The organism is Mycobacteroides sp. PCS013 (assembly GCF_049532645.1).
GTDB lineage: Bacteria > Actinomycetota > Actinomycetes > Mycobacteriales > Mycobacteriaceae > Mycobacterium > Mycobacterium gwanakae.
Map to the genome: position 1 here is coordinate 3,611,844 of NZ_CP150131.1, position 21,322 is coordinate 3,633,165.

The window sequence follows — 21,322 nt, forward strand, 5'->3', positions numbered from 1 at the left end:
AGGCCGGATTCTCGCGCGCTACGCGCTCGCGGTTTCGCGCGGAAAGCCGACACTCGCACCAGAGATGGCATCCAGTCCCAGGTGTTCGCGCAGCGTCTCGTGTTCATACTCGCTGCGGAAGGCACCGCGTTCCTGTAACAGCGGCACCACGGTGTCCACGAAGTCATCGAGGCCGGCCGGGGTCAGGTGCGGGACCAGGATGAATCCATCGCAGGCGTCGGCCTGGATGTAGCGGTCGACCTCCGCCGCGACCTGAGCGGGGGTACCGATGAACTGCTGGCGCGAGGTGACCTCCTTGATCAGCTCGCGGATCGACAGGTTCTTGGCCTCCGCGATCTCCCGGTACTTCGCGGCAATCTCCCGCGGGTCGCCGTGGCGCGCCTTCCCCCGGGTGATCGAGTCGTCTCCGGTGGGCTCGACATCCGGCAAGGGACCATCCGGGTCGTATCCGGACAGGTCGCGGCCCCAGACCTGTTCCAGATAGGCAAGGGCCGTCTGCGGGCCCACCTGCTGGTCCCTGATGTAGGCGGCCTTCTCGATGGCCTCTTGCTCGGTGTCGCCCAGAACGTAGGTGACTCCGGGAAAAACCTTGAGCTGATCCGGGTTTCGGCCGTGGGCGACCGCACGGGCCTTGACGTCCGCGTAGTACTTCTGCCCCGCGGGAATCGACGAGTGGATGGTGAACAGCGCGTCGGCATGCTTGGCGCCGAAGTCACGCCCGTCGGCCGAATCCCCGGCCTGCAGCAGCACCGGATGCCGCTGCGGAGATGCCGGCGCGGTGGGCACACCACGGACGGTGAACTGCGCACCCCGATGGTTGACCAGTCGCGGCTCACCCGATTCGTCCCAGCTGTCCCAGAACTTGCGTGCCACGGTGATGAACTCCTCGGCCCGGTGGTACCGGTCGGCGTGGTCCAGGAAGCCGCCGCGCCGGAAGTTCTCGCCGGTGAAGGCGTCGGACGAGGTGACCATGTTCCAGCCGGCCCGTCCGTCCGAGAGATGGTCCAGAGAAGCGAATTGCCTTGCCACATTGAAGGGTTCGTTGAAGGTGGTGTTGATGGTGCCCACCAGCCCAAGCCGTTCGGTGACGGCGCCGAGGGCGGCCAGCACTGTGAACGTATCGGGTCGGCCCACCACGTCGAGGTCATGGATTCGGCCACGGTGCTCACGCAGTCGCAGCCCCTCGGCCAGGAAGAAGAAGTCGAAAAGTCCACGCTCAGCAGTGCGGGCCAGATGCACGAAGGAGGAAAAATCGATCTGACTTCCCGAGGCGGGATCAGACCACACCGTGGTGTTGTTGACTCCCGGAAAATGCGCAGCCAGGTGAATGGGCTTGCGGTCCTTGCCTTCCCGAACCTGAATCGGATCCGACGGGGCGCTCATCAGATCAGCCCCCATTCCTTGGCGATGAGTTCATAGGACCTGCGCCGGTCTTCGTGCCGGTGAGTGATGGAGGTGACCACCAGTTCGTCGGCACCGGTGACCCTGGCCAGGGTGTCGAGCCGCTCGGCGACCTGGCCCGCATCGCCGACGAACTGGGTAACGACCCGATCTTCCGACTGACGGCGCTCCTCATCGGTAAGTGGTTGTGCACCATCGGGGTCGGGATACGCAATGGCGCCGTGCCCCGATCGGATCGAGTGCACCCAACGACCAAAGGTGCTGGTGAGATGACGCGCGGTCTGCTCGTCGTCGGCGGCCACGGCGTCCGCCGAGACGATGATGTACGGCTCGGCCAGCGCCGCGGAGGGCTGAAACGCCTCGCGGTACGCCTCGATGGCCTCCAGGGTGGACCAGGGGGTGACGTGGTAGTTCGCCACGAAGGGCAGACCGCGCCGCGCCGCCACCTGAGCCGATTCGCCCTTGCTGGAACCGAACAGCCACAGCGGCAGATCGGCGCCCTCGCCCGGACGGATATGCAGCGCAACACCTTCCGGACTGACATATGTACCGTCAAGAAATGCCTGGATATCGGACACCTGCTGATCGAAATCGGCGATCTGTGCGCCCGGCTGCTGCAGGGCAGCGGCGGTGGCCCGCAGCTTCGGGTTGTCCTTGATGCCGAACTCCGTCGGTGCCTGCGGGATGAACAGCCCATCCACCTCATGGGCGGGGGCAGGTTCGGGCTTCTGCTCATTTCCGGCAAGCCGGTCCCTGATGCGATGGCCCGTGCGCCCGAGTCCCAGGTCGATACGCCCCGGGTAGAGCGCATCGAGGATGCCGAAACTCTCCACCACCGCGGCGGCCGTGGTCGAGGCAACCTGGACAGCACCGGCACCCACCCGGATCCGACGGGTGGCGGCAGCGATATGCGCGATGACCAGTGCCGGAACGGTGCTCGCGACCGCCACGAAGTGGTGCTCGGCGAGCCAGTAGCGCCGGTAGCCCCATTGCTCGGCATGCTGGGCCAGGTCGATCGAATTACGCAGCGCCGTCGCGGCATCCGATCCTTCGCTGACCGGGGACAGGTCGAGAACCGAGAGTGGGACGTTCATGCCGACTTCCTTGCGTAGCGGTTGGTGGCGGTAGGCAGGCCGAGCCGTGCGCGCAGCGTTCCGTTTTCATACTCGGTGCGGAACCCGTGGTGGGCCTGAAGAAGAGGCACGAGTTCGTCAACTATGACGGGAATGTCGAGCGCGTTGATCGCGGGCCGCAGGCGCACACCGTCGATACCCCATTCGTGCCATTGGGCGATGAGATCGGCCAGTTCCGGCGCCTGGCCGGTGAATATGGCTGCATCCGAACGGAACTCGTCCTCCCGGCCAAAGGAGACCACCAGATCTGCGAGCACCTTGATGGTGCGGTGACCTGCCGTGTTGTGCAGGCGGGCAGGGATCTCTGCGGCAGAGGCGCCGTCGTGCGGGGTGACGAAGACGAGGTCCGCATTCTTCGCGGCGAATGCCTGTCCGGGACGGCTGCGGGCGAGTGCCGCGACCACCGACTGCCCCTGCGGGGATCTGGGCGTGATGGACGGGCCCTTCACCGAAAAGAAGCGGCCCCCGAAGTCGGTGTAATGCAGCTTGTCCCTGTCGATGAACCGCCCCGTCGCCAGGTCTCGGATCTCGGCGTCGTCCTCCCAGCTGTCCCACAGCCGCCGTACCACCTCCACAGAGTCGGCGGCCTCCTCCAGCAGGTCATGCAGCGAGAGCACCTTCGTGCGGCCGAAAACGTCGGCCTCATCCTCGGTATCGGCGATGGTCACCTGCCAGCCGGCGCGGCCACCGGACACGATGTCGAGAGTGGCTATCGACTTGGAGAGGTGAAAGGGCTCGTTGTGGGTGGCCGGTGCGGTGGGGATGAGCCCGATACGTGTGGTCGCCGGGGCTACGCGTGCGGCGGTCAGTATCGCGTCCAGGCGTCCGCCGGGGGTGCGGGCGAATGAGTCTTCGAACGTCACGAAATCCAGCAGCCCGTGCTCGGCGTGCTGGACCTGCTCGGTCCAGTACTTTCCGGTCAACGGGCTGCCGGTGTGCTGATCCGCGCTCGGATGCCATCCGTACCCGTCCAGAGCCAATCCGAGCAGTGTCGTCACGGCATGTTCAACGTCCACGAACCGCGTGACGAAGGCGTTTATCTCACCTTGAAGGAAAAGCCGTTCGGTTCTCTGTGCCCAGCCAGGGCCGCCTACAGGTCCTTCTCGAACGGATGGATACCGACCTCGTCCGCGGACAGCGTCTGGTCATAAAGCGGCCGATACCCCGCAGACAGATACAGCGCCTTGGCCTCGGGCTGGCGTGGACCGGTGGTGAGGTAGATGCGCCGATACCCGCGGCTGCGAATCTCCTGTTCCAGTGCAGCCAGGGTGCGCCCCGCCAGACCCTGACGGCGGTGGGCGCTGGACGTCCAGATGCGTTTGAGTTCGGCGGTGTCGGCGTCATATCGCTGAAAGGCGCCACCGGTCACGGCAGCACCGCCCTGTACCCCGATCAGCAGACCACCGTCGGGAGCCGTGAAGTGCGCGGCCGGGTAGTTGACCAGGAACTCGTGGTGCTCATCTAGGGTCCCGCCGTATCGGGTGCTGTACTCCACCGCCAGCTCTGCCAGCAGCGGGGCGGCCAGCGGATCCTGCTGCTCCACCGTCACAAACTGCAGCAGATCCTCACACGCCGTCATGTCATCCTTGCCTGGGTAGTCCGCGGGGGTTGATCTCCGACTTGGCGACAGCCTCGTTCTCCAATCCCCAGCGCTGCAACACCTTACGATACGTGCCGTCGGCTATGGCGTGATTGATGGCGTCCGCGACAGCCCGAACCAGCCCATTGTCCTTCTTGATCAGGACCGCGATCTCGCCCTGCAGCGCATCCCCCGCGCCGGAGAATGTGCCGACCAGCTTGGTCTGTCCGGTCGCCTGGGAATGAAACACCGCTGTGGGATTGGGGCCCACATACGCATCGATGCGACCCGATGCCAATGCCAGGTAGTAGCCGGTGGTCTGCTGGAAGTACTTCAGATCGGCGGCGGGAAGACCAGCCGCGACGTTCTGTTCGTTCCATTGCACCAGCAGTGCCTCCTGGTTGGTGCCCGACCCGACGCCGATGGTCTTGCCGGCGATATCCCTGGCGCCCTTGACCTTCCAGTCCAACGATCGACGCACCTCGAAGGCGACGTTGTCCAAACGGTATGTCGCGAAGTCGAACTTGTCCTTGCGTTCCTCGGTCACCGTCACATTCGAGATGAACGCGTCCACCTCGCCCGAATCCACCTTGACGAAGTTCTGCGCCCAATCCGCCGAACGCAGATCTACACGCAATCCCAGAATGTCTGCCACCAGGTAGGCGAAATCCGTTTCGATCCCGATCATCGTCTTGTCGTCATCAGCGTAAAAGCGCAGTGGTGGTGCGGAATTAGCGTCCCCGGTGACAATCAGCGTACCGCGCCTGCGGATGGCTTCGGGCACCTCGGCCGCGATCGTATCCACTGTGGCCACGCGTACCCGGTCTTGGTCAGGACTCAGATTGAAGGCCGACGACACCTCCGGCTCCGCGCCCGCGCCACAACCGGTGAGGACAACCAGCGCGGCACAGCACAGCGCGATAAGACGTCTCACGCCAACACCTTGGATAGGAAGCCGACCGTGCGCGGATGCGACGGGTTGTCCAGCAGCTGTTCGGGCGGCCCCTGCTCGACGATCGCGCCTCGATCCATGAAGACCACGGTGTCGGCGATCTCCCGGGCAAGGCCGATCTCGTGCGTCACGATCACCAGGGTGGCGCCATCACTGGCGAGCTGGCGGATCACGTCGAGCACCTCGGTAACCAGCTCCGGATCCAGTGCCGAGGTGGGCTCGTCGAACAGAATAACCTTGGGTCGCAACGCCAAAGCGCGCGCGATGGCCACCCGCTGTTGTTGACCACCGGATAGCCGGCGCGGATACTCCGCCACCTTGTCGGCGACGCCGACTCGTTCCAGCAGCCGGGTCGCCTCGGCCACCAGCTCGGCGCGCGGCGCCCGCCGCACCGCCAGTGGCGCCTCGATCACGTTCTCCAGCACCGTCAAATGCGGGAACAGATTGAAGTTCTGGAACACAAAGCCGACCTGCGAACGCTGCCGCAAAATGGCTCGTTCCGAAAGCTCGTAGAGCACCGAACCGCGCTGCCGGTACCCGATGAGCTCGCCGTCGATGCGGATTGTCCCGCCATCCACCTTCTCCAGGTGGTTCAGGGTGCGCAGCAGCGTCGACTTTCCGGAGCCCGACGGCCCGATGATGACCGTCACCTCCCCTTGTTGCACAGTCAGATTCACATCACGCAGCGCCGCCACCTGGCCATAGGACTTGTGCACACCGCGCACCTCGATGGTGCTCATCGATGTGCGCCCCGGGCGTAATGCCGTTCGATGTAGTACTGCACGACGGTCAGTACCGACGTGATCACGATGTACCAGACCGTGGCCACCATGAGCAGTGGCACCACCCGCCCGTTGCGCCCAAAGATGACCTGCACCTGATAGAAGAGATCGGCGATGGCCATGGTGGACACAATGGACGTGCCCTTCACCAGGCTGATCACCTCATTGGCGGCGTTGGGCATGACCGACCGCATGGCCTGGGGCAGCACGATCCGGAAGAACTGGCGGCGCCGGGGAATGCCCAGGGCTGCAGCAGCTTCCAATTGGCCTTCGTCGACGGACAGGATGCCGCCACGGATGATCTCGGCGAAGTAGGCCCCCTGGTGCAGAGTCAATCCGATCACCGCGGCGGTCAGCCCGCTCAGCAGCTCGTTGGTATCGACGGTGATCAGGCTCGGCCCGAAAGGAATCCCGAAACTGATGCTGTCGTACAGGTACGCGATGTTGAACCAGAACAGCAGCTGCACGATCAGCGGTATGGACCGAAAAATCCACACGTACGTCCACGAGATGGCCTGCAAGACCGGATTCTTGGATAGTCGTGCCGCCGCCAGCGCCACACCCAGCACAAACCCGAGCACGGTGCCGTAAATCGTCAGTCTGATCGTCAGCCATAACGCCGCCAGTACCGATTTGGCGGTGAAGTACCGCGCAAATGTCGGCCAGTCCCACCCCGGGTTGCGCACCAGCCCGTGCACGAACATCGCCACGAACAGCAGCGCCACGGCCGAGAGGATCCAGTTGCCCGGACGTGGCCGGCGCCGTACCCGCAGTACCGGCTGGCCAGACTCCTCAGATGCCCGAGCGCGCGGCGGCGCAGCGGGTGCCGATGTCATGCGGTCGAACCTAGGAACACCGACCAGTGCACAACAGTCTTTGGCTCCCGGCGAATCGAACGGCCGCTATCCGTCATGTCCGGCCGGGGAAGAATCCGCGCCGTCAGAGTGTTCAAATAGGCCATGCCAGAAATCCCCGCAGGCTTCGAAGATCTCCTGGAACAGCGCCTCTACGGTCACCTGGCCACGGTCGGTGGCGACGGTTCCGCACAGTCCAGTCCCATGTGGTTCAGCTGGGACGGCGAGCGGGTGCGGTTCACCCACACCAACAAACGGGCCAAGTTCCGCAATATTCAGACCGAACCGCGGGTCGCCTTCTCGATCCTGGACCCCACCAACCCGTACCGATATCTGGAAGTGCGGGGCACCATCGATCAGATCGACGATGACCCAACCGGGTCGTTCATCCAGGAGTTGGCGCACCTGTACCAGGCACCCTGGGCCGGGAAGAGCACCGGCGATGAGGCAGACCGCGTCATCCTCTACCTGCGGCCCACCAAGTTCCTAAGCCACGGCTAGGCCAACGGCCCCAGCAGGCGCATGCACATATCGGTGGCCCTGGCCCCCAGTTCTGCTGCACTGCACCTATTTTCATCGGCAAGCCAGTCCTCCATGAGGAGGGTCACACCGCCGACGCCGAACACGGCCGCCTCCAGCAGCGCCGGCCCCGGCTGGGCAACCTCGGGTGCGATGGTCAGGAGTATCCCGCGCGCGACGCGGTTCTGAAGACTTCGGCGTTTAGCGGCCAGCCCGGGAAATCCCGCGAGGTCGGAGGTCAGAATGCGCAGCACCGCCGGGTCTGCGATGGAGTGCTCGAGGTAAGCCGTAAGCCCGGCTGTCAGCTGCACATGCGGCTGGTCGCCGGCCACTCGACCCGCCGCTGTCATGGCCGCGAACAGTTCGGTGAACACGTCGTCCACGATCTGCAGAACCAGATCGCCGATCGCCGAGAACTGCTCGTAGAAGTACCGATCGGTCAGCCTCGTGCGCGCACAGACACCCCGCACGGTGACCGCGGGCAGCCCACCATCGGCCCATAGCTCGCGGCCCGCCCGCACCAGCGCCACGCGCCGCTCGTCTTGGCGCTGCTCTCGCGTCTTACCACCGTACGTGCGGTGAGTCTGACCGTTCGTCACGCTGAAACGCCCTTCGTCTTGACATAGGCAACCTACTCGCTAATGTTGAGGACACCCGTCATCAGAAACTGCCCGACAACGCGGTCTAGGAGATTTCATGACACTCGCACCCGAGCATTCCGCCTCCGACACGGACTTTGAGGAGCTCATCTCCCGTCCCTTCGAGTCCCAGCTGCGCGAATACGACTACCAGCTCACCGATATCGACGGCGCCTTGCCGCCCGCGCTGACCGGCACGCTGTTTCGCATCGGTCCCGGCAAGTTCGAGGTGGGCACCACCGTGCTGCGGACGATGTTCGACGCCGACGGCATGGTGTCCCGATTCATCCTGGACGGTTCCTCGGTCCGCTTCACCAACCGGTATGTGCGCACCCAACAGTTCCGGGACGGGTTGCAGAGCGGCCCGATGCGCAGGCCCGGGATCACTACCCAGGTGCCCGGAAAACTACTGGCCAACCTCCAATTGCCCGCGAACACCGCCAACACCAACATCGTGTCACTGGCCGGGGAGATGCTAGCGCTCTGGGAAGGCGGGCCACCACATCGGCTGGACCCCGACACTCTGGAGACGCTGGGCACCAACGACTTCAAGGGCAAGCTCGGGTACGTCGGCGCCTTCTCGGCACACCCGAAATGGGACCCCGTCACCGGCGAGATGTTCAACTTCGGCCTGGATGTCTTTCCCACGCCACGACTGCGCTGCTACCGGGTGAGCCCCAGCGGCCAACTCTCGCAGATCAATTCGGTGACCCTGTGGGATATGGGCTGGAACCACGATTTCGCGCTCACCGAGAAGTATCTGGTCTTCGTACTCGACCCGATCCGCCCCAACATAGGCCAGCTGCTGCGTGGCAAGCGTTTCGACGAGAGCCTCGAATACCAGCTGACCAATGGCAGTACCAAGTTCATCCTGGTGCCCCGCGACGGATCCAAACCGATTGTCATCGAACACGCCCCACAGACCCACATCCATGTCACCAACGCCTTCCAGGACGGTGCTGATGCGGTGGTCGAGTTCGTCAGATATGAGAGCCTCGAATTTCTACGGCGGTCGCTGCATGCCGCGATGGGGCCGAAGGACCACCCAAATCCTCACCACCACCTGGTAGTCCGCGAATGGCCGGACAGCCACCTGGTCAGATTCCGCATCTCGCCCAGCGGCAAGATCACCGAGGAAGTGGTGTCACAGTCTGCAAAAATTGAATTCCCGCAATATGACTGGCGGCAATCCACCCGCAATCATCAGATCACCTACACCGCAGGCACGCTGGAACGCCAGGGCCACTACAACGGTATCTTCAAATTCGACCATCGCACCGGCGCCATGACACACTGCGACTTCGGGAAGGCCTCGGTGTGTGAACCCCTCTTTGTGCCACGCCACAAAGACTCGGCACAAGATGATGGCTGGCTACTCGCGGTCAATCACGACCTGGTCGAAAACCGTTCACAGCTGGTCATTCTCGACGCGCGTGATGTCGAGCAGGGCCCACTGGCGGTGGCTCACCTGACACACCACCTGCCGATAGGATTCCACGGCACCTTCAGCCGGCGAGTGGCCAACCCGTTTGCACCGCTACCACATCCGAACCTGGTGGCCTAGGAGGCCGCCATCCTTCAATAGTCCCGTGCCTGAATCCTCTAACCCAATCCCCATCAGCAACGCCACAATTCCAACCAGGGACCCGGCCCCAAGGATCTCGTGCTCCCTGATGAGCGCGGGGATGTCGGCCATGGGAATCCACTGCACCACACTCGGGTCAACAGGCTTAGGCGGATGGTCGACCATGACGGACCTGCGAGCAACGTACACTTTATGAAGCGCGTCCCTCCCGCCGGATGTCGACTGAAAAACAATCAGCTGCTTCAAACCAATTGGTTCCCAGCCTGTTTCCTCAATAGCTCTGCGAGCTGCCGCTTCTGGGCCGGTTTCACTTGCCCGCGCGCGGCCACCTGGCGCCTCCCAGCCCCACACGTCTGTGAGTTGGCAGCGCCATACCAAAAGCACGCAACTCCGTTGATCGATCATGATCGCTGTAGACAGTGTCGGCGGGAACACGGTGCTACCTACAAGGCTCTTTTTGCATAGAACTTATCCTCAACGGTGGACACCTCTGCGTGTCCGACGGCGTGCAGATACGGGCTCTGTCAGAAGACGGGTGTGCGGATCGGCAGCAGTTGCACGAGGGCTTGCGCCATATCCCAGTCAGTGTCAATTCGGGCGATTCTCCATTCGCCATCCTGATGCCGCATCACATAGCGATCCATTCCTGTGATCAGCCAGCATCGCCGAAGTGGGCCAACCTGAAGGAATCTCGGAATCCACCTGCTCCATGCAGCCTCGAACGGTATGCCCCATGGCATCGCAATCCGGACGATGTCGTCGTGAAAGTCAAACACCGGCAGGTCGTCGTGCGAGTCACTCATGGGGCCGAAGATCACCTCGCGGCTAAACGCATAAAGCAGCCGGGACGACACCGTCGCCAATCGAGAGCTGCTCCAACCCACTTTGTGGTTCTTCCATTGGAACTTGAATGTCGCGGACAGGGTAAACACCATGTCTTCGGTGACGCAGGCCAACGCTCTTCGTAGATCAAACTTCGTGTAGTCGTCTTGGTCCCAGGCATGCATGTAGTCGCGAAGAAAAGCGGTTAGCCCTTGAGCTGGGAGCCCGGCAGCCGATAACGCGTCCTCTTGCTCTTGGACACGCTCGAAGAACTGCGGAAGTATTGAATAATACTTCCGCGCGACGGGTGATTTGTAGCGACTGGTGAACGCGAATAGTTCTGTCGCATACTCCGTTTGTTTGAATTCATTTATAGCAGTGGTCATTTCATAATCCCTTCCAAGAAAGTTTCAAAGCTCGACTTTGAGGATCCAGTGACTCACGAAGTGCACAATGCCTCCCCCGAAGGGTTGGCCGCCTCGCCTCTTGATGCCGCAATGCAAGAGTCATCCTTGGGCGGGACCATGAAAAGCATTGCCAAAACTAGCTCTTCGTTGGTCGGCTGACGACATTCACGGATTCTGGTGACAATGGGGTTGTAGATAAGCAGCAGTGGCAGCGCAATGTTCAGCAGTACGCTTCCAGCCGTGGTGATCCAGAGCGCGGGGCCGTAGGTTTGTGTGTGGATAAGGAGGTAGGACCCGCCCGTTGCGGCAATGGCGTAGATCATCAGCCCGAACGGTGCTACGAACGGGGTCAGAGTCCAGCGCCACAGTCCGGCACGCTTGCCGCCGGGATGCAGGGCCAACATCAGCCATCCGATGACGATCATGAAGCCGCCGTTCTGCACGATTGACGACGCCGGAATACCGAAGATCACGTTGTTTCCGTAGTAGTGCATGACATTGAGCTTGGTAGCGATCATCTCGGCGGCTATCTCGGGAATTGCCAACAACGCCCACATGCCAATGAGTAGCTTCGCTGATGCGCCCGCACGCATCAAGGCGTAGATCGAACAAGTGATGATGGGTATGCCAGCGACATAGAATAGAAAAACGAACAGTGGCATGGGTCGCCCGAAGAATTCACCGACGATGTATTTGTGGTTCTTGGGATACCATGTCGCGCCGATGATGTCGCCGAGTGGCTCCACGATCGTCGGGAACACGATGGCTCCGAGAAGCACTAGGATAAACATGGGGCTGCGGGTTCTTTTGGTGACAAAAACACCAAGAATCGCAGTAATCGTCAGCAAGATCGCTGTTCCAATGACGGCAAGGGACGCCCATGTTGAAGCCACCTGCAGTTCGGTTGGCGGCGCTAGAAATCCGCGCTCTCCCAACGGGATCAGGTTCGCGATGTGGTGCATCAATACCTCCCGGCCAGTAACAATCATCGGTCACTTACAGTGATGGCGGCAGCGGGGCAGATCGCGGACGCATCCTCAGCCGCCTTACGAAGCTTGTCCGAAACAGCCAATGGGACTGGCTCTTTCGTCCCCCAGTACAGCTCCGCGACACCTTCGGTGGTCATCCGAAACAACTCTGGGTGTTCGCGCGCGCAGTACCCAGAACCCATACAGACGTCGTGGTCAATGCTGACCGTTACAGAATCCATGGGCATCTCAGGCCCGACTCAAGTTGACAGGTAGCCCGCCATCAACCGTGACCGAGAAGGAGAATTTGTGCTGCGGGGACCAGCCGCGCTGTAGATGCAGGCGATAGCGTTGGAAGATAACGGTGAGCAGGAATTGCGCATTCATATATGCCAGTCCGGTGCCGACACAGTGATGCGGGCCCGACCCGAACGGCATGAAGGCTAGCCGTGGGCGTGCCCGCGTGAGCAATTCGTCGGTGAAGCGCGTCGGGTCGTAGACATCGGGATTGGGCCACCAGCGCGGATCGCGATGAATGGCATACATCGGGGCGCCCACCACCGTGAACTTCGGGACCACGTATCCACCAAGCTCATTGTCCGCCATCGAAAACCGGGGATTTATGGGATGCCCCTGTAACCGTTGCCCCTCATCGAAACAGGCCTTTGCCCATGGCAGCCGGGGAAGATCCTCGGCCGTGGGCACTGCGCCGCCGAGCGAGTCGATCTCGTCGTAGAGCTTGGCTAGGTGCTCGGGGTGAGCCAGCAGTAGTGCCAGAGTCCAGGACAATGACGCGACAACCGTTTCGTATCCGCCACCTATCAAAATGATCAGCTCCATCGCCAGATCTCGTTCCGAAATCGGCGATCCATCCTCGTAGCGTGCGTCAAGCAAGATATCCAGGAGATCTTTAGTATCCACTGGGCTCTCGCGCCGACGGCGAATCAGCCTCCTCGCCAGCATGTAGATCCTGGCCACGGACCGGGGCACGCTCTGGCGGCCTGGCCACGGGAACAACGGTGGTATAGGCATCATCATGGACGCCGCACCGGCAAGCGCCATCCCCATACGTATATCAATATCGGTATTGCGTATCTCATCCTCGCTGATGGAAGAGGAGAACATCGCACGCAGGAAGGCCGGCAGCGTGACTTTGGCGATCTCGTGCTGAAGGTCCACCACCTGCCCCGAGTCTGCCCACCCCGACCACAGGTCGACCCGCTTGACGAACTCATCCGCTATCACATCGCCGATGCGTGCCAGATGCCTGCGAGAGAACATGGGCAGAAGCATCTTTCGACGCTGCCGAAACTTCTCTCCTTCAAGCATCGGAACGGCAGCGCCCACGATCTGTGTGGCCCACCGACCCGGACCGGCCATGCTGTAACGCCCAGTGGGCTCATCCATGAACGCGCTCACCAGGTCCGGATGAGTCACCGCGATCATGTCCATGAAGGGCAGCGGAACACGGAATATGTCGCCATACTCCGTGGCATTACGACGCATGTATTCAAACGGATTCCGGCGCAACTCGAACAACGACCCAAACACCGGCAGACCCTTCGGCCCTGGAGGCAATGGCGTCGGTCTACCCACGCCGCGCATTGCCCCCAAAATTGTTGGGACCGCCAGTCTCGTTGGCCAGTAAGGATCTTGGTTCAACGCGCTCAATACACTCGATCGGCCAGTTGCAGCTCTCCCCAGCTTGTCCCGCTCGGACGCTGCTAGCGGGGCTTGGTTATCGACCCGCATGCGGCCTGACAATGCACCAGGGGGCACCGTTGGTTCAGCATCGATAGGGCAACCAACGTGAGAATCCGCGGATCGCGCCCTAGGCGGTTGATTCATATCAGCTTTCCCCTCGTACGTAGTGGGTGAGCCGGATCATAAGCACACAAAGACAGGCAATGCAACAATGTAACATTTATGACAGATGTTGCATCGCCTCTATGGGCTGTTACAGTTCCGTGCATGCCTGAACGTCAAACTGGCACTGAACCACCACAATTCGGTGCTCTGCTGAAGTTCGATCACGAGACTTCGCGGCTGCTCGATGTGGCGCGATCCGAGTTCGTATCACACGGAATCCGTCGCGCCTCCATCAGCGAGATCGCTAGGCGAGCAGGCGTGTCCCGCCCTACTCTTTTCCGGCGCTGCGGAGACAAGGACGACATTGTCACGGCAGTTGCTGCCCGCGATCTTGTGGAGTTCTTCGCCCGAGCACAAACGGCTTTAAAAGCTTTAGAGTCGTTGGAAGACAAGGTAGTCGAAGCGTTTGTCCTCGGCGTACGCGAAGCGCGCGAGCACCCCATGATTCGAGCTCTCAAGGAATTCGATGACCGGATGTTGTTGCAAAAGCTGCTCGATACAAACTCGCCTAGCGCACGCGTGATGCTGCACGCCATCGCTCAACTCGTTCAGGATGAAGGCGTAACGCCGAGCACCGAAATCGAGAATGCCCTTGAGATCTCACTGCGTATCACGGCAACACTTCTCGCCAGTCCGTCGACAGCGTTGCCTACCGATTCGGATGAGAGCGCCCGTGCGTTTGCACGACAGTACCTCACGGCAATAGTGCACGCCGCGTTGCGGACCTAAACCAAAGCCATGGCTCGTGATTCAAACTTGCCGCCCCACAGTCCCTTCGACGTTTCGTCACGCCTTGGAGGGCCACCAGCTCAGCTTGCCGAAGGCCTGAGCCAAGGTGGGCACCATTAGCGTCCTGACAATGAAGGTGTCCAGCAGGATGCCCACGCCGATGATGAAACCCATCTGCACCATCTGATTGACCGAGCCAACCATCATCCCCAAAAGGCTGGCGGCGAACACCAGACCGGCCGAGGTGATCACCGAACCCGTCTGACGCACGGTCCGGATGATGCCAAGCCGCATGCCCCGGGCACTCTCCTCCCGCAGTCGTGAGATGAACAACATGTTGTAGTCGGCACCGACGGCCACAATCAGCACGAACGTCATGGCCGGGACCGCCCAATCAAGCTGTTGCCCAAGGAGAACCTGGAACACCAGCACGCCGATGCCCAGCGATGCGATATAGGTGAGGAGCACCGTGCCCAACAGGTACAACGGTGCCACTACCGCCCGCAGCAACAGGCACATCACCAGGAAGATGATGAGGAGCGTGACAACGATGATCTCGCGAAGATCGCTGTCGTAGGCCTTCTTCAGGTCGGCATTGATGGCGGGAAAACCGCCCACTGACACCGTGGCACCAGCCAGGGCCGTGTTGGGAGTTGCCTCGCTGCCGACACGCTCCATATCGCGGCTCAGCTGCATCGCTTCGGGCCCATAGGGATTCAGCGGTGACTGAACCAGATACATGGCGGTACGCCCACCGTCCTGTAAGAATGCCGAACTCAGCTCCTTGAACCCAGGGTTCTGCAACATCGCCCCCGGGACGGAGAACCCGGATGCGGCAGGGGAATTGGAGTCCTTCCCAATGGTCTGCAGGGTCACGGCCGCCTCACCCATGGACCGCACGGTGTCCTCAAGTTGGGTGTTCAGGTCGCGGATTCGCACGCCCATCGTCTTGACGGAGTTCATGTCCACACCCAGTCCCTGAAGCTGCTGGAAGTAGCCGGAGATACGTTCGAACTTGCGTTCCATCTCGGGCAATTTCGCGAGTAGTCCGCGAATCTGCTTGAACTGATTGTTCATATCGCCCAGTAACTGGGTGATCGTCTTGCCGCCGGTGACCGCCCGCACCGACTCACGCAGGTTTTCCGCCGAGGCCAGTGGCCCCTTGTCGCGTAGCTCGACGAGCTGATCGCGCAGCTTCACACAATCGGGTTGCACCGGGCAGAAGGGGGATTCGGCCAGCGTCTGGGTCAACGACGCCCCGGCGTCGAGCGCCAAGAAGGTCGCCTCGACCGAGGGGCCCATCTTCGCGAGCTGATCCACCATCCCCGCCACCGTGCCCATCTGCGATATCAGCGACTGATACCGGTCCAACTGCCCTTCAACCTCTTTGGCCATCGACAACATCTGCGGCATCATCTGCTGCATCCGGACCAGATCCCCGTCGCCCAGTTCGTTGGTCATGGCCGACATGACATCGGCGAGCTTGGACATCCGTTCGAGCTGCGGCCGCAGGTCGGCGTTGACCTGCCCGCCTGTCTTGTCGATCTGCGTTCCCATGTATCCGATCTGCCATGCCAACGTCGCCTGAGTGAGCTTGTTGCCATCCGGACGGGTGATGCCGACGACCTTCCCGACTCCCGGGAGTTGAGAGATGCGCTCGGCCATCTGGTCAAGATCGGCCAATGCACGCGGATTGCGCAGATCCGATGGCGCCTGTATCAGGAGATATTGCGGCATCACCGAATTGGCGGGAAAGTGGGCATTGAGAATGTGCATACCCTGGTTCGACTGGGCCGAATCCGGCAGCACCCGCGACATATCGAAACTGGGCCGCATGAAGGGCACGAAGGACGCCGCCGCCAAGAGGATCACGATCGCCGCACCGAAGACGGGCCAGGGGTGCCGCACGATGTTCACCCCCATCCGGTGCCAGTACACGCCGGCCCGATCGGGCCCGGGCAGCCCCAATCCGCGCTGGGCGGCCAGGCTCAGCGTCGCCGGTAGCAGCGTGGTGACCACGAAGAACGCGACGATAACCCCCATGGACACCGCCGGACCGGCCGCCGCGAGGAAGGCCAGCTTGGCGGTCAACTGGGCGATATTGGCGATCGCCACCGTGGCAGCCGTCGCCAGGATGACCCTGGTCATCGAGCCACAGGCATGCGCCAGCGCATCCGGCGGCGCCTCCCCCGCGCGAATTCGCTCGTGGTACCGGCTCACCAGGAACACCGTGTAGTTGACGCTGGCCCCCATCAGCACGGCCATCATCAGCCCGGCAGACACCGAGGACACCGGGACCAAGCCCCGATCGGCAAGTCCGGCGATGACTCCACGTGCGATGAGCAGACTCATTCCCATCACCAGCAGCGGCAGCATCGCGGTGAACCACGAACGGAAGACCAACAACAAGATGAGGCCGATGACGACCACCGTCACCGCGCCGATCTTGGGCAGATCGCCCAGCGCGGCGTTGCCCATATCGGTGATGGTGCCCGCCGCGCCGGTGATGTTCGCCGTGGTGGCCGATCCGGCGAACGTCTGTTTCACCAAATCGTCAACCGATCGATATGCCCTCTGCGCCAACGGAGTACCAAGGTCCCCGGCCAAACCCGCCATCGCGTACCACGTGGTGCCGTCCTCGCTGAGAACCTGCTTGCGCGCCAACGGGTTACTGCGCATCCGCGGATCGCCCAGCTGATCCTGCACGAAGGTGACGTACTCCTTGTTCGCACCCAGCCGGTCGATCAGCGCGGAGTACCGAGCCTGCGACTCGGCATCAAATCCCTTGTCGCTGTGCATAACTATGATGACGGCGTTATCGATTCCGGGACGTCCGAAAGCCTTTCCCATCTCCTTCATCGATGCCAACGCCGGGCTCACTTCGCCCGTCGGCAGTGGACTCACCGAATGTTCGTTGGCGACCCGCTCCAGCTGCGGCCAGGCGGCATTGACCAGAACAGCGACCGCTATCCACGCCAGTATCACCAGCTTTGCGTGCTTGGCCACGAAACGCCCGGCCCGTTCGAACGCCGGACTGTATTGGTGCGACATCCTGGGCTCCTCAGATCAACGGCGGAAAGGTGACACTGGGCATGCCCGGCACGCCGGTCATCGGCATGACGGTGTAGCGCAGGGTGAAGGTTCCACCGAGGTCGTCGCCGACCACCAGCACGGTGTATCGGCTGTTGAGGTAGGCGTCCTGGCCCACGACGGTTTGATGTTCGAATCCCGCATCGGTCAGGAGCTTGCCCGCCGCGGCGACCGCTGAGGCGTCCACGCCGCTGACCGCCAAGGTCCGAGAACTGCCCTCGGCATCCTGGCGATACGTGCCTTTGATGACCGGGATATCCCGCGGAAAGTCTGGGGGCAGAACGTTTACACCGGGCGGGGGCGGGGGAATCGGCGTGACCGGCGGATATGTGGTGCGCTCTACGGCGCCACCCACGAAATCCGACATCGAGCAAGCGCTCAGGGCCTGCGACATCATCACGGCGGCAAACACCAATACCGCGAAATGAACGCTTCGTTGCGTCATGACGGGATACTACAAAGGCTTCGCCCTTAGTGCTAGCCCCTGCTAACTAAAGCTAGCCCGAATTAGCCGAGTGCCCGTTCCAGATCCGCGATGAGGTCCTCGGTGGACTCCAGCCCGACCGATAAACGCACCACGCCATCGGAGAGCCCGATCGCCGCACGTCCCTCCGGACCCATCGCCCGATGGGTGGTGGTGGCGGGATGGGTGATCAGCGACTTGGAGTCACCCAAGTTGTTCGAGATGTCGATGAGCGAGGTCCCGTCGAGCACCTCGAAGGCACGCTGCTTGCCCGCGTCGCCGTCGGCGTCCAGCTCGAAGGTGACGACGGTGCCGCCGCCGCGCATCTGCCGCTTGGCCAGTTCGTACTGAGGATGGCTCGACAGGAACGGGTACCTCACCCAGCGCACCGCGGGATGCTGTTCCAGGAACTGCGCGATCTTGGAGGCGGATTCGTTGGCATGCCGCACCCGAAGATCCAGTGTTTCAAGGCCTTTCACCAGCGTCCAGGCATTGAAGGGGCTCAGCGCCGGCCCGGTGTGCCGCATCAGCGTCTTGACGGGTCCCTCGATGTATTCGGTCTCGCCCAGGATGGCGCCGCCAAGCACCCGGCCCTGCCCGTCGATGTGCTTTGTGCCGGAATAGACCACCACATCGGCGCCCAGCGGAATACCCTGCTGCAACAGTGGGGTAGCAAAAACGTTGTCCAGCACCACCTTTGCACCGGCAGCATGCGCCAGTTGGCACACCGCTTCGATGTCGACGAGTGATTGCATTGGGTTGGAAGGGGTTTCGAAGAAGACTGCCTGTGTAGGAACGGACAGCGCTTCCTCCCACTGGGAGAGGTCTTCACCGTCCACGAACACGGTCTCCACACCCCAGCGCGGCAGAATCTCGTTACAGACCACGAAACAGGACCCGAACAGGCTCCGAGCCGCGACCAGCCTGTCACCGGCACCGAGCAACGCGCCCAGCGCGGTGAAGACGGCCGACATGCCTGTCGCCGTCGCGAATGCCGCCTCGGCACCCTCGATGAGCCGCAGCCGCTCCTCGAACATGGAGATCGTGGGGTTGCCGTAGCGGGAGTACACATACCGATCGACCTCGCCGGTGAAGGCGCGTTCCGCGGCAGCCGCGCTCTCGTAGACGTACCCGGAGGTCAGGTACATCGCCTCGGCGGTCTCCTCGAACTCGGAGCGCAGCAGCCCACCGCGCACACCGATGGTCGCCTGGCTCACGCCGTCGGGCAGCGCCTTGGGTATGCGCACCGAGGGAATGCCGTCAGGAGTCTGGTTCATGACTGCCGCCACGGCAGCCCGATGGCACGCCATCCGACGCCGCCACGGTGCCCGTTCTCATCCAGGTTGCCCTCGAACCCGTCAAGCACGTTGTAGGACGGGGCGATTCCCGCCTCGGTCGCCAGTTCCGCCGAACCGATCGACCGATTGCCGGACCGGCACAGGAAGATCACCGGGCGGTCGTCCCCCTGGGACGGCCCGGTCACGCCCGCGGCCGCCAGCTCTTCCAGAAACTGCTCATTGCGTTCGCCGTTAGAGCGCACCCACTCGATGTACACGACGTCGCGGCCGAGCTCGGTGAGGTCGGGAATCCCGACCCACTTCCACTCCGCCGACGTGCGCACATCGACAAGAACGGCCTCTGGGTTTTCCTTGAGCAGCGCCCACGCCGCCTCCGGGGTGATATCTCCTGCGTAGCCCACGAAGAGCCAGTCTATTGGTACTGGCTGCAGACCCTCCACGAGCCGTCTTCCTTGACGAAGGAGACGTCCGCGGTGAGCTTGGTGTCCTCGGATTTCATGTAGTGATAGGTCACCGCGGCGGTGGCGGTATCCCCGGTGATCTTGACGTCCTTGACGTCCTCCACATACCGGTTTCCGCGCGCCGCCTCGGATTTGTCCTGCGCGGCAATCACATTCTGTTCCGGGCCGATGATGGCTCGGCAGCTGCTGGCCACATAGTCGGCATAGGCATGTCGCTGCAGCGCATCGTTCTGCGCGATGACCGACTGCCCTACCCTGCCCTCTTCGGTGAGACCGTCACCCGACCGGAAGAACGTCGACACCGCAATACCGATCACCACGATTCCAAAGATCACCGCCCCAGCGATGAAGGGGCCGATACTCCCGCGATCCTCGGATTCCACCTGCTCCTCGGGCGTCACCGCAGATGCCTGGCGACCTGATGCGCGCGGCTCATCGCCAGCGCGGTATTGGGTGCGGTGGCCAGTGCCAACCCAACACGGCGGCGCCGATGGATCTCCGAATGCCCGAACACCCGAACATCGCTCTCAGGTATCTGCAACGCCTCATCGAGCTGCCGCGGCGTCGGACCCTGACCGTCGCCGTAGACCAGCTCGGCGGCCGCCGGCGACACCAAAATGGTGTCGATCGGAACCCCCAGCACCGCGCGCGCGTGCATATCGAATTCAGATAGCCGCTGCGATCGCACCGTCACCAGCCCGGAGTCATAGGGCCGCGCACTCACGTCGCAGAAGTAGACTTCGTCGCCGCGGACGAACAGCTCGACACCGTAAACACCGTGCCCACCAAGGGCATTGACCGCGCGGGCGGCAATCGACCGCGCCAGCTCGAGCGCCGCCTGACTCAGCGGCTGCGGCTGCCACATCTGCATCGCGTCGGTGCCACTCTGGCGGTGTGCGATGGGCTCGCAGAAATACAGTCTGGTCGCACCGCCGACCCCGGCCGTGCGCACCGTCAGCAGCGTGATCTCGTAGTCGATCTCCACCACGGTCTCCACCAGCACTCGCTGGATGTCACCGATGTTCGCCGCGACGGCCTGATCCCACGCCGGTTCCGCGTCGCTCTCCCGCAGCACCACCGATTCGCCCTGCCCGTAGGCGGCCGAGACCGGGCGCACCACCACCGGGAAACCCGCGGTCTCGAGAACCTTGTGCAGTTCCTCGACCGAGTTCGCGAACCAGTAGGCGGGCGTGGGCAAGCCGAGTTCCTCGGCCGCCATCCGCCGCATCGCCTCGCGATCGCCCGCCAGTCGCACGGCCTTGGCGGTCGGAATGACCTGGGTGACCTTTCCTTCGGCCAGTTTCTCGAGCGCGTCGACCGAGGCCGTCTCCACCAGCGGCACCACGAACCGGGGCCGTTCCTTCTCGATGAGCTCGAACAGGGTCTCCGACTCACCGATCGATGCGAGCACCGAACGGTCCGCCGCGTCCTGGGCGGGCCCGGGCGTGCCGGTGTCCACCACGACGACCTCGGCACCCAGGCGCTGGAAGGAGATGGCCAGCTCCCTGGCGAGTTCACCCGAACCCAGCAGCATCACCGTGGTGCGGTTCGGGGCGCCAGGCTCCGGTGCGTCCCCGGCAGACGCCGCCGTCTCGACGGCGGGCTTCACCGCCTTGGCGGCCTTGGGCACCTTGGCGCCGTTGGTGGCACGGATGGCGTCCTCGGTCACCGGCGCCGTCTCGGCGGGCCCAGGCTCCACGGTGTCAGTTGACGCCGTCGACCCTTGCTCGCTGGGGGGCGAACCCTCCTGCGTCACCACGATGTCTTTTACG

The 21,322-nt window shown here is 62.7% G+C and carries 22 protein-coding genes; 3 read left to right on the top strand and 19 right to left on the bottom strand.

Annotated features, from left to right (window positions below; translation table 11 throughout):
• Nucleotides 1-18 precede the first annotated feature (18 nt).
• From RHO23_RS18005 to RHO23_RS18035, 7 genes are all read right to left on the bottom strand, one after another.
• The gene (locus tag RHO23_RS18005; RefSeq protein WP_423488115.1) at nt 19-1,398 is read right to left on the bottom strand and encodes an NtaA/DmoA family FMN-dependent monooxygenase; all 1,380 of its coding nucleotides are present in this window, start codon (nt 1,396-1,398) and stop codon (nt 19-21) included.
• The gene (locus RHO23_RS18010) at nt 1,383-2,495 is read right to left on the bottom strand and encodes an LLM class flavin-dependent oxidoreductase (RefSeq protein WP_057968797.1); all 1,113 of its coding nucleotides are present in this window, start codon (nt 2,493-2,495) and stop codon (nt 1,383-1,385) included. The genes RHO23_RS18005 and RHO23_RS18010 overlap by 16 nt, the downstream gene beginning before the upstream one ends.
• Nucleotides 2,492-3,532, bottom strand: a complete 1,041-nt coding sequence (locus tag RHO23_RS18015) for an LLM class flavin-dependent oxidoreductase (RefSeq protein WP_423488116.1) — start codon at nt 3,530-3,532, stop codon at nt 2,492-2,494. Before RHO23_RS18015 ends, RHO23_RS18010 begins: the two co-directional genes overlap by 4 nt.
• Before the next feature lie 92 nt (nt 3,533-3,624).
• Entirely contained in the window at nt 3,625-4,113 is a 489-nt protein-coding gene (locus RHO23_RS18020; RefSeq protein WP_064409746.1) for a GNAT family N-acetyltransferase, read from the bottom strand.
• A gap of 1 nt (nt 4,114) precedes the next feature.
• Nucleotides 4,115-5,047 (bottom strand): ABC transporter substrate-binding protein, encoded by a 933-nt coding sequence (locus RHO23_RS18025; protein WP_423488117.1) that lies wholly within the window; start codon nt 5,045-5,047, stop codon nt 4,115-4,117.
• The gene (locus RHO23_RS18030; protein ID WP_057964143.1) at nt 5,044-5,805 is read right to left on the bottom strand and encodes an amino acid ABC transporter ATP-binding protein; all 762 of its coding nucleotides are present in this window, start codon (nt 5,803-5,805) and stop codon (nt 5,044-5,046) included. The genes RHO23_RS18025 and RHO23_RS18030 overlap by 4 nt, the downstream gene beginning before the upstream one ends.
• The gene (locus RHO23_RS18035; protein WP_057964142.1) at nt 5,802-6,683 is read right to left on the bottom strand and encodes an amino acid ABC transporter permease; all 882 of its coding nucleotides are present in this window, start codon (nt 6,681-6,683) and stop codon (nt 5,802-5,804) included. The genes RHO23_RS18030 and RHO23_RS18035 overlap by 4 nt, the downstream gene beginning before the upstream one ends.
• A gap of 123 nt (nt 6,684-6,806) precedes the next feature.
• Here RHO23_RS18035 and RHO23_RS18040 point away from each other — a divergent pair, with 123 nt between their 5' ends.
• Nucleotides 6,807-7,202, top strand: coding sequence for a PPOX class F420-dependent oxidoreductase (locus RHO23_RS18040; protein WP_030096247.1), 396 nt, complete (start codon nt 6,807-6,809; stop codon nt 7,200-7,202).
• Here the strand turns inward: RHO23_RS18040 and RHO23_RS18045 are convergent.
• A complete protein-coding gene (locus tag RHO23_RS18045) occupies nt 7,199-7,819 on the bottom strand; it encodes a TetR/AcrR family transcriptional regulator (RefSeq protein ID WP_423488118.1) in 621 nt (206 codons plus the stop codon). The genes RHO23_RS18040 and RHO23_RS18045 overlap by 4 nt on opposite strands.
• A gap of 97 nt (nt 7,820-7,916) precedes the next feature.
• Between RHO23_RS18045 and RHO23_RS18050 the strand changes: the two genes are divergently transcribed.
• The gene (locus tag RHO23_RS18050) at nt 7,917-9,422 is read left to right on the top strand and encodes a carotenoid oxygenase family protein (RefSeq protein WP_423488119.1); all 1,506 of its coding nucleotides are present in this window, start codon (nt 7,917-7,919) and stop codon (nt 9,420-9,422) included.
• Here RHO23_RS18050 and RHO23_RS18055 read toward each other — a convergent pair.
• The 5 genes from RHO23_RS18055 to RHO23_RS18075 form a co-directional block, all read right to left on the bottom strand.
• Nucleotides 9,396-9,848, bottom strand: a complete 453-nt coding sequence (locus tag RHO23_RS18055) for an NUDIX hydrolase (RefSeq protein WP_423489252.1) — start codon at nt 9,846-9,848, stop codon at nt 9,396-9,398. The genes RHO23_RS18050 and RHO23_RS18055 overlap by 27 nt on opposite strands.
• Nucleotides 9,849-9,967: 119 nt before the next feature.
• A complete protein-coding gene (locus RHO23_RS18060; protein WP_423488120.1) occupies nt 9,968-10,651 on the bottom strand; it encodes a hypothetical protein in 684 nt (227 codons plus the stop codon).
• A 53-nt stretch (nt 10,652-10,704) separates the two neighbouring features.
• Entirely contained in the window at nt 10,705-11,634 is a 930-nt protein-coding gene (locus tag RHO23_RS18065; protein ID WP_423488121.1) for a hypothetical protein, read from the bottom strand.
• Nucleotides 11,635-11,657: 23 nt separating this feature from the next.
• Nucleotides 11,658-11,888, bottom strand: coding sequence for a ferredoxin (locus RHO23_RS18070; protein WP_423488122.1), 231 nt, complete (start codon nt 11,886-11,888; stop codon nt 11,658-11,660).
• A gap of 1 nt (nt 11,889) precedes the next feature.
• Entirely contained in the window at nt 11,890-13,245 is a 1,356-nt protein-coding gene (locus tag RHO23_RS18075) for a cytochrome P450 (RefSeq protein WP_423488123.1), read from the bottom strand.
• A 366-nt stretch (nt 13,246-13,611) separates the two neighbouring features.
• On the opposite strand from RHO23_RS18075, the gene RHO23_RS18080 reads away from it, so the two are divergent.
• Nucleotides 13,612-14,238, top strand: coding sequence for a TetR/AcrR family transcriptional regulator (locus tag RHO23_RS18080; protein ID WP_423488124.1), 627 nt, complete (start codon nt 13,612-13,614; stop codon nt 14,236-14,238).
• A gap of 57 nt (nt 14,239-14,295) precedes the next feature.
• Here RHO23_RS18080 and RHO23_RS18085 read toward each other — a convergent pair whose 3' ends face one another.
• The 6 genes from RHO23_RS18085 to purT all read right to left on the bottom strand — a co-directional run bounded on the left by RHO23_RS18085 (nt 14,296) and on the right by purT (nt 21,306).
• A complete protein-coding gene (locus tag RHO23_RS18085) occupies nt 14,296-17,289 on the bottom strand; it encodes an RND family transporter (protein ID WP_423488125.1) in 2,994 nt (997 codons plus the stop codon).
• A gap of 10 nt (nt 17,290-17,299) precedes the next feature.
• A complete protein-coding gene (locus RHO23_RS18090) occupies nt 17,300-17,773 on the bottom strand; it encodes a hypothetical protein (protein ID WP_064409753.1) in 474 nt (157 codons plus the stop codon).
• Nucleotides 17,774-17,835: 62 nt separating this feature from the next.
• The gene (locus tag RHO23_RS18095) at nt 17,836-19,068 is read right to left on the bottom strand and encodes an O-succinylhomoserine sulfhydrylase (protein ID WP_423488126.1); all 1,233 of its coding nucleotides are present in this window, start codon (nt 19,066-19,068) and stop codon (nt 17,836-17,838) included.
• Nucleotides 19,065-19,490, bottom strand: coding sequence for a rhodanese-like domain-containing protein (locus RHO23_RS18100; protein ID WP_030096241.1), 426 nt, complete (start codon nt 19,488-19,490; stop codon nt 19,065-19,067). Before RHO23_RS18100 ends, RHO23_RS18095 begins: the two co-directional genes overlap by 4 nt.
• Before the next feature lie 11 nt (nt 19,491-19,501).
• Entirely contained in the window at nt 19,502-19,951 is a 450-nt protein-coding gene (locus RHO23_RS18105; protein ID WP_070915722.1) for a nuclear transport factor 2 family protein, read from the bottom strand.
• Nucleotides 19,948-21,306, bottom strand: a complete 1,359-nt coding sequence (purT, locus tag RHO23_RS18110) for a formate-dependent phosphoribosylglycinamide formyltransferase (protein ID WP_423488127.1) — start codon at nt 21,304-21,306, stop codon at nt 19,948-19,950. Before purT ends, RHO23_RS18105 begins: the two co-directional genes overlap by 4 nt.
• Nucleotides 21,307-21,322: the final 16 nt, after the last annotated feature.

Excerpts from the sequence above, each read along its gene's own strand:
- RHO23_RS18005 (WP_423488115.1), bottom strand. The coding sequence starts at position 1,398 with ATGGGGGCTGATCTGATGAGCGCCCCGTCGGATCCGATTCAGGTTCGG.
- RHO23_RS18010 (WP_057968797.1), bottom strand. The coding sequence starts at position 2,495 with ATGAACGTCCCACTCTCGGTTCTCGACCTGTCCCCGGTCAGCGAAGGA.
- RHO23_RS18020 (WP_064409746.1), bottom strand. The coding sequence starts at position 4,113 with ATGACGGCGTGTGAGGATCTGCTGCAGTTTGTGACGGTGGAGCAGCAG.
- RHO23_RS18030 (WP_057964143.1), bottom strand. The coding sequence starts at position 5,805 with ATGAGCACCATCGAGGTGCGCGGTGTGCACAAGTCCTATGGCCAGGTG.
- RHO23_RS18035 (WP_057964142.1), bottom strand. The coding sequence starts at position 6,683 with ATGACATCGGCACCCGCTGCGCCGCCGCGCGCTCGGGCATCTGAGGAG.
- RHO23_RS18040 (WP_030096247.1), top strand. The coding sequence starts at position 6,807 with ATGCCAGAAATCCCCGCAGGCTTCGAAGATCTCCTGGAACAGCGCCTC.
- RHO23_RS18050 (WP_423488119.1), top strand. The coding sequence starts at position 7,917 with ATGACACTCGCACCCGAGCATTCCGCCTCCGACACGGACTTTGAGGAG.
- RHO23_RS18055 (WP_423489252.1), bottom strand. The coding sequence starts at position 9,848 with ATGATCGATCAACGGAGTTGCGTGCTTTTGGTATGGCGCTGCCAACTC.
- RHO23_RS18060 (WP_423488120.1), bottom strand. The coding sequence starts at position 10,651 with ATGACCACTGCTATAAATGAATTCAAACAAACGGAGTATGCGACAGAA.
- RHO23_RS18065 (WP_423488121.1), bottom strand. The coding sequence starts at position 11,634 with ATGCACCACATCGCGAACCTGATCCCGTTGGGAGAGCGCGGATTTCTA.
- RHO23_RS18070 (WP_423488122.1), bottom strand. The coding sequence starts at position 11,888 with ATGCCCATGGATTCTGTAACGGTCAGCATTGACCACGACGTCTGTATG.
- RHO23_RS18075 (WP_423488123.1), bottom strand. The coding sequence starts at position 13,245 with ATGCGCGGCGTGGGTAGACCGACGCCATTGCCTCCAGGGCCGAAGGGT.
- RHO23_RS18080 (WP_423488124.1), top strand. The coding sequence starts at position 13,612 with ATGCCTGAACGTCAAACTGGCACTGAACCACCACAATTCGGTGCTCTG.
- RHO23_RS18085 (WP_423488125.1), bottom strand. The coding sequence starts at position 17,289 with ATGTCGCACCAATACAGTCCGGCGTTCGAACGGGCCGGGCGTTTCGTG.
- RHO23_RS18090 (WP_064409753.1), bottom strand. The coding sequence starts at position 17,773 with ATGACGCAACGAAGCGTTCATTTCGCGGTATTGGTGTTTGCCGCCGTG.
- RHO23_RS18095 (WP_423488126.1), bottom strand. The coding sequence starts at position 19,068 with ATGAACCAGACTCCTGACGGCATTCCCTCGGTGCGCATACCCAAGGCG.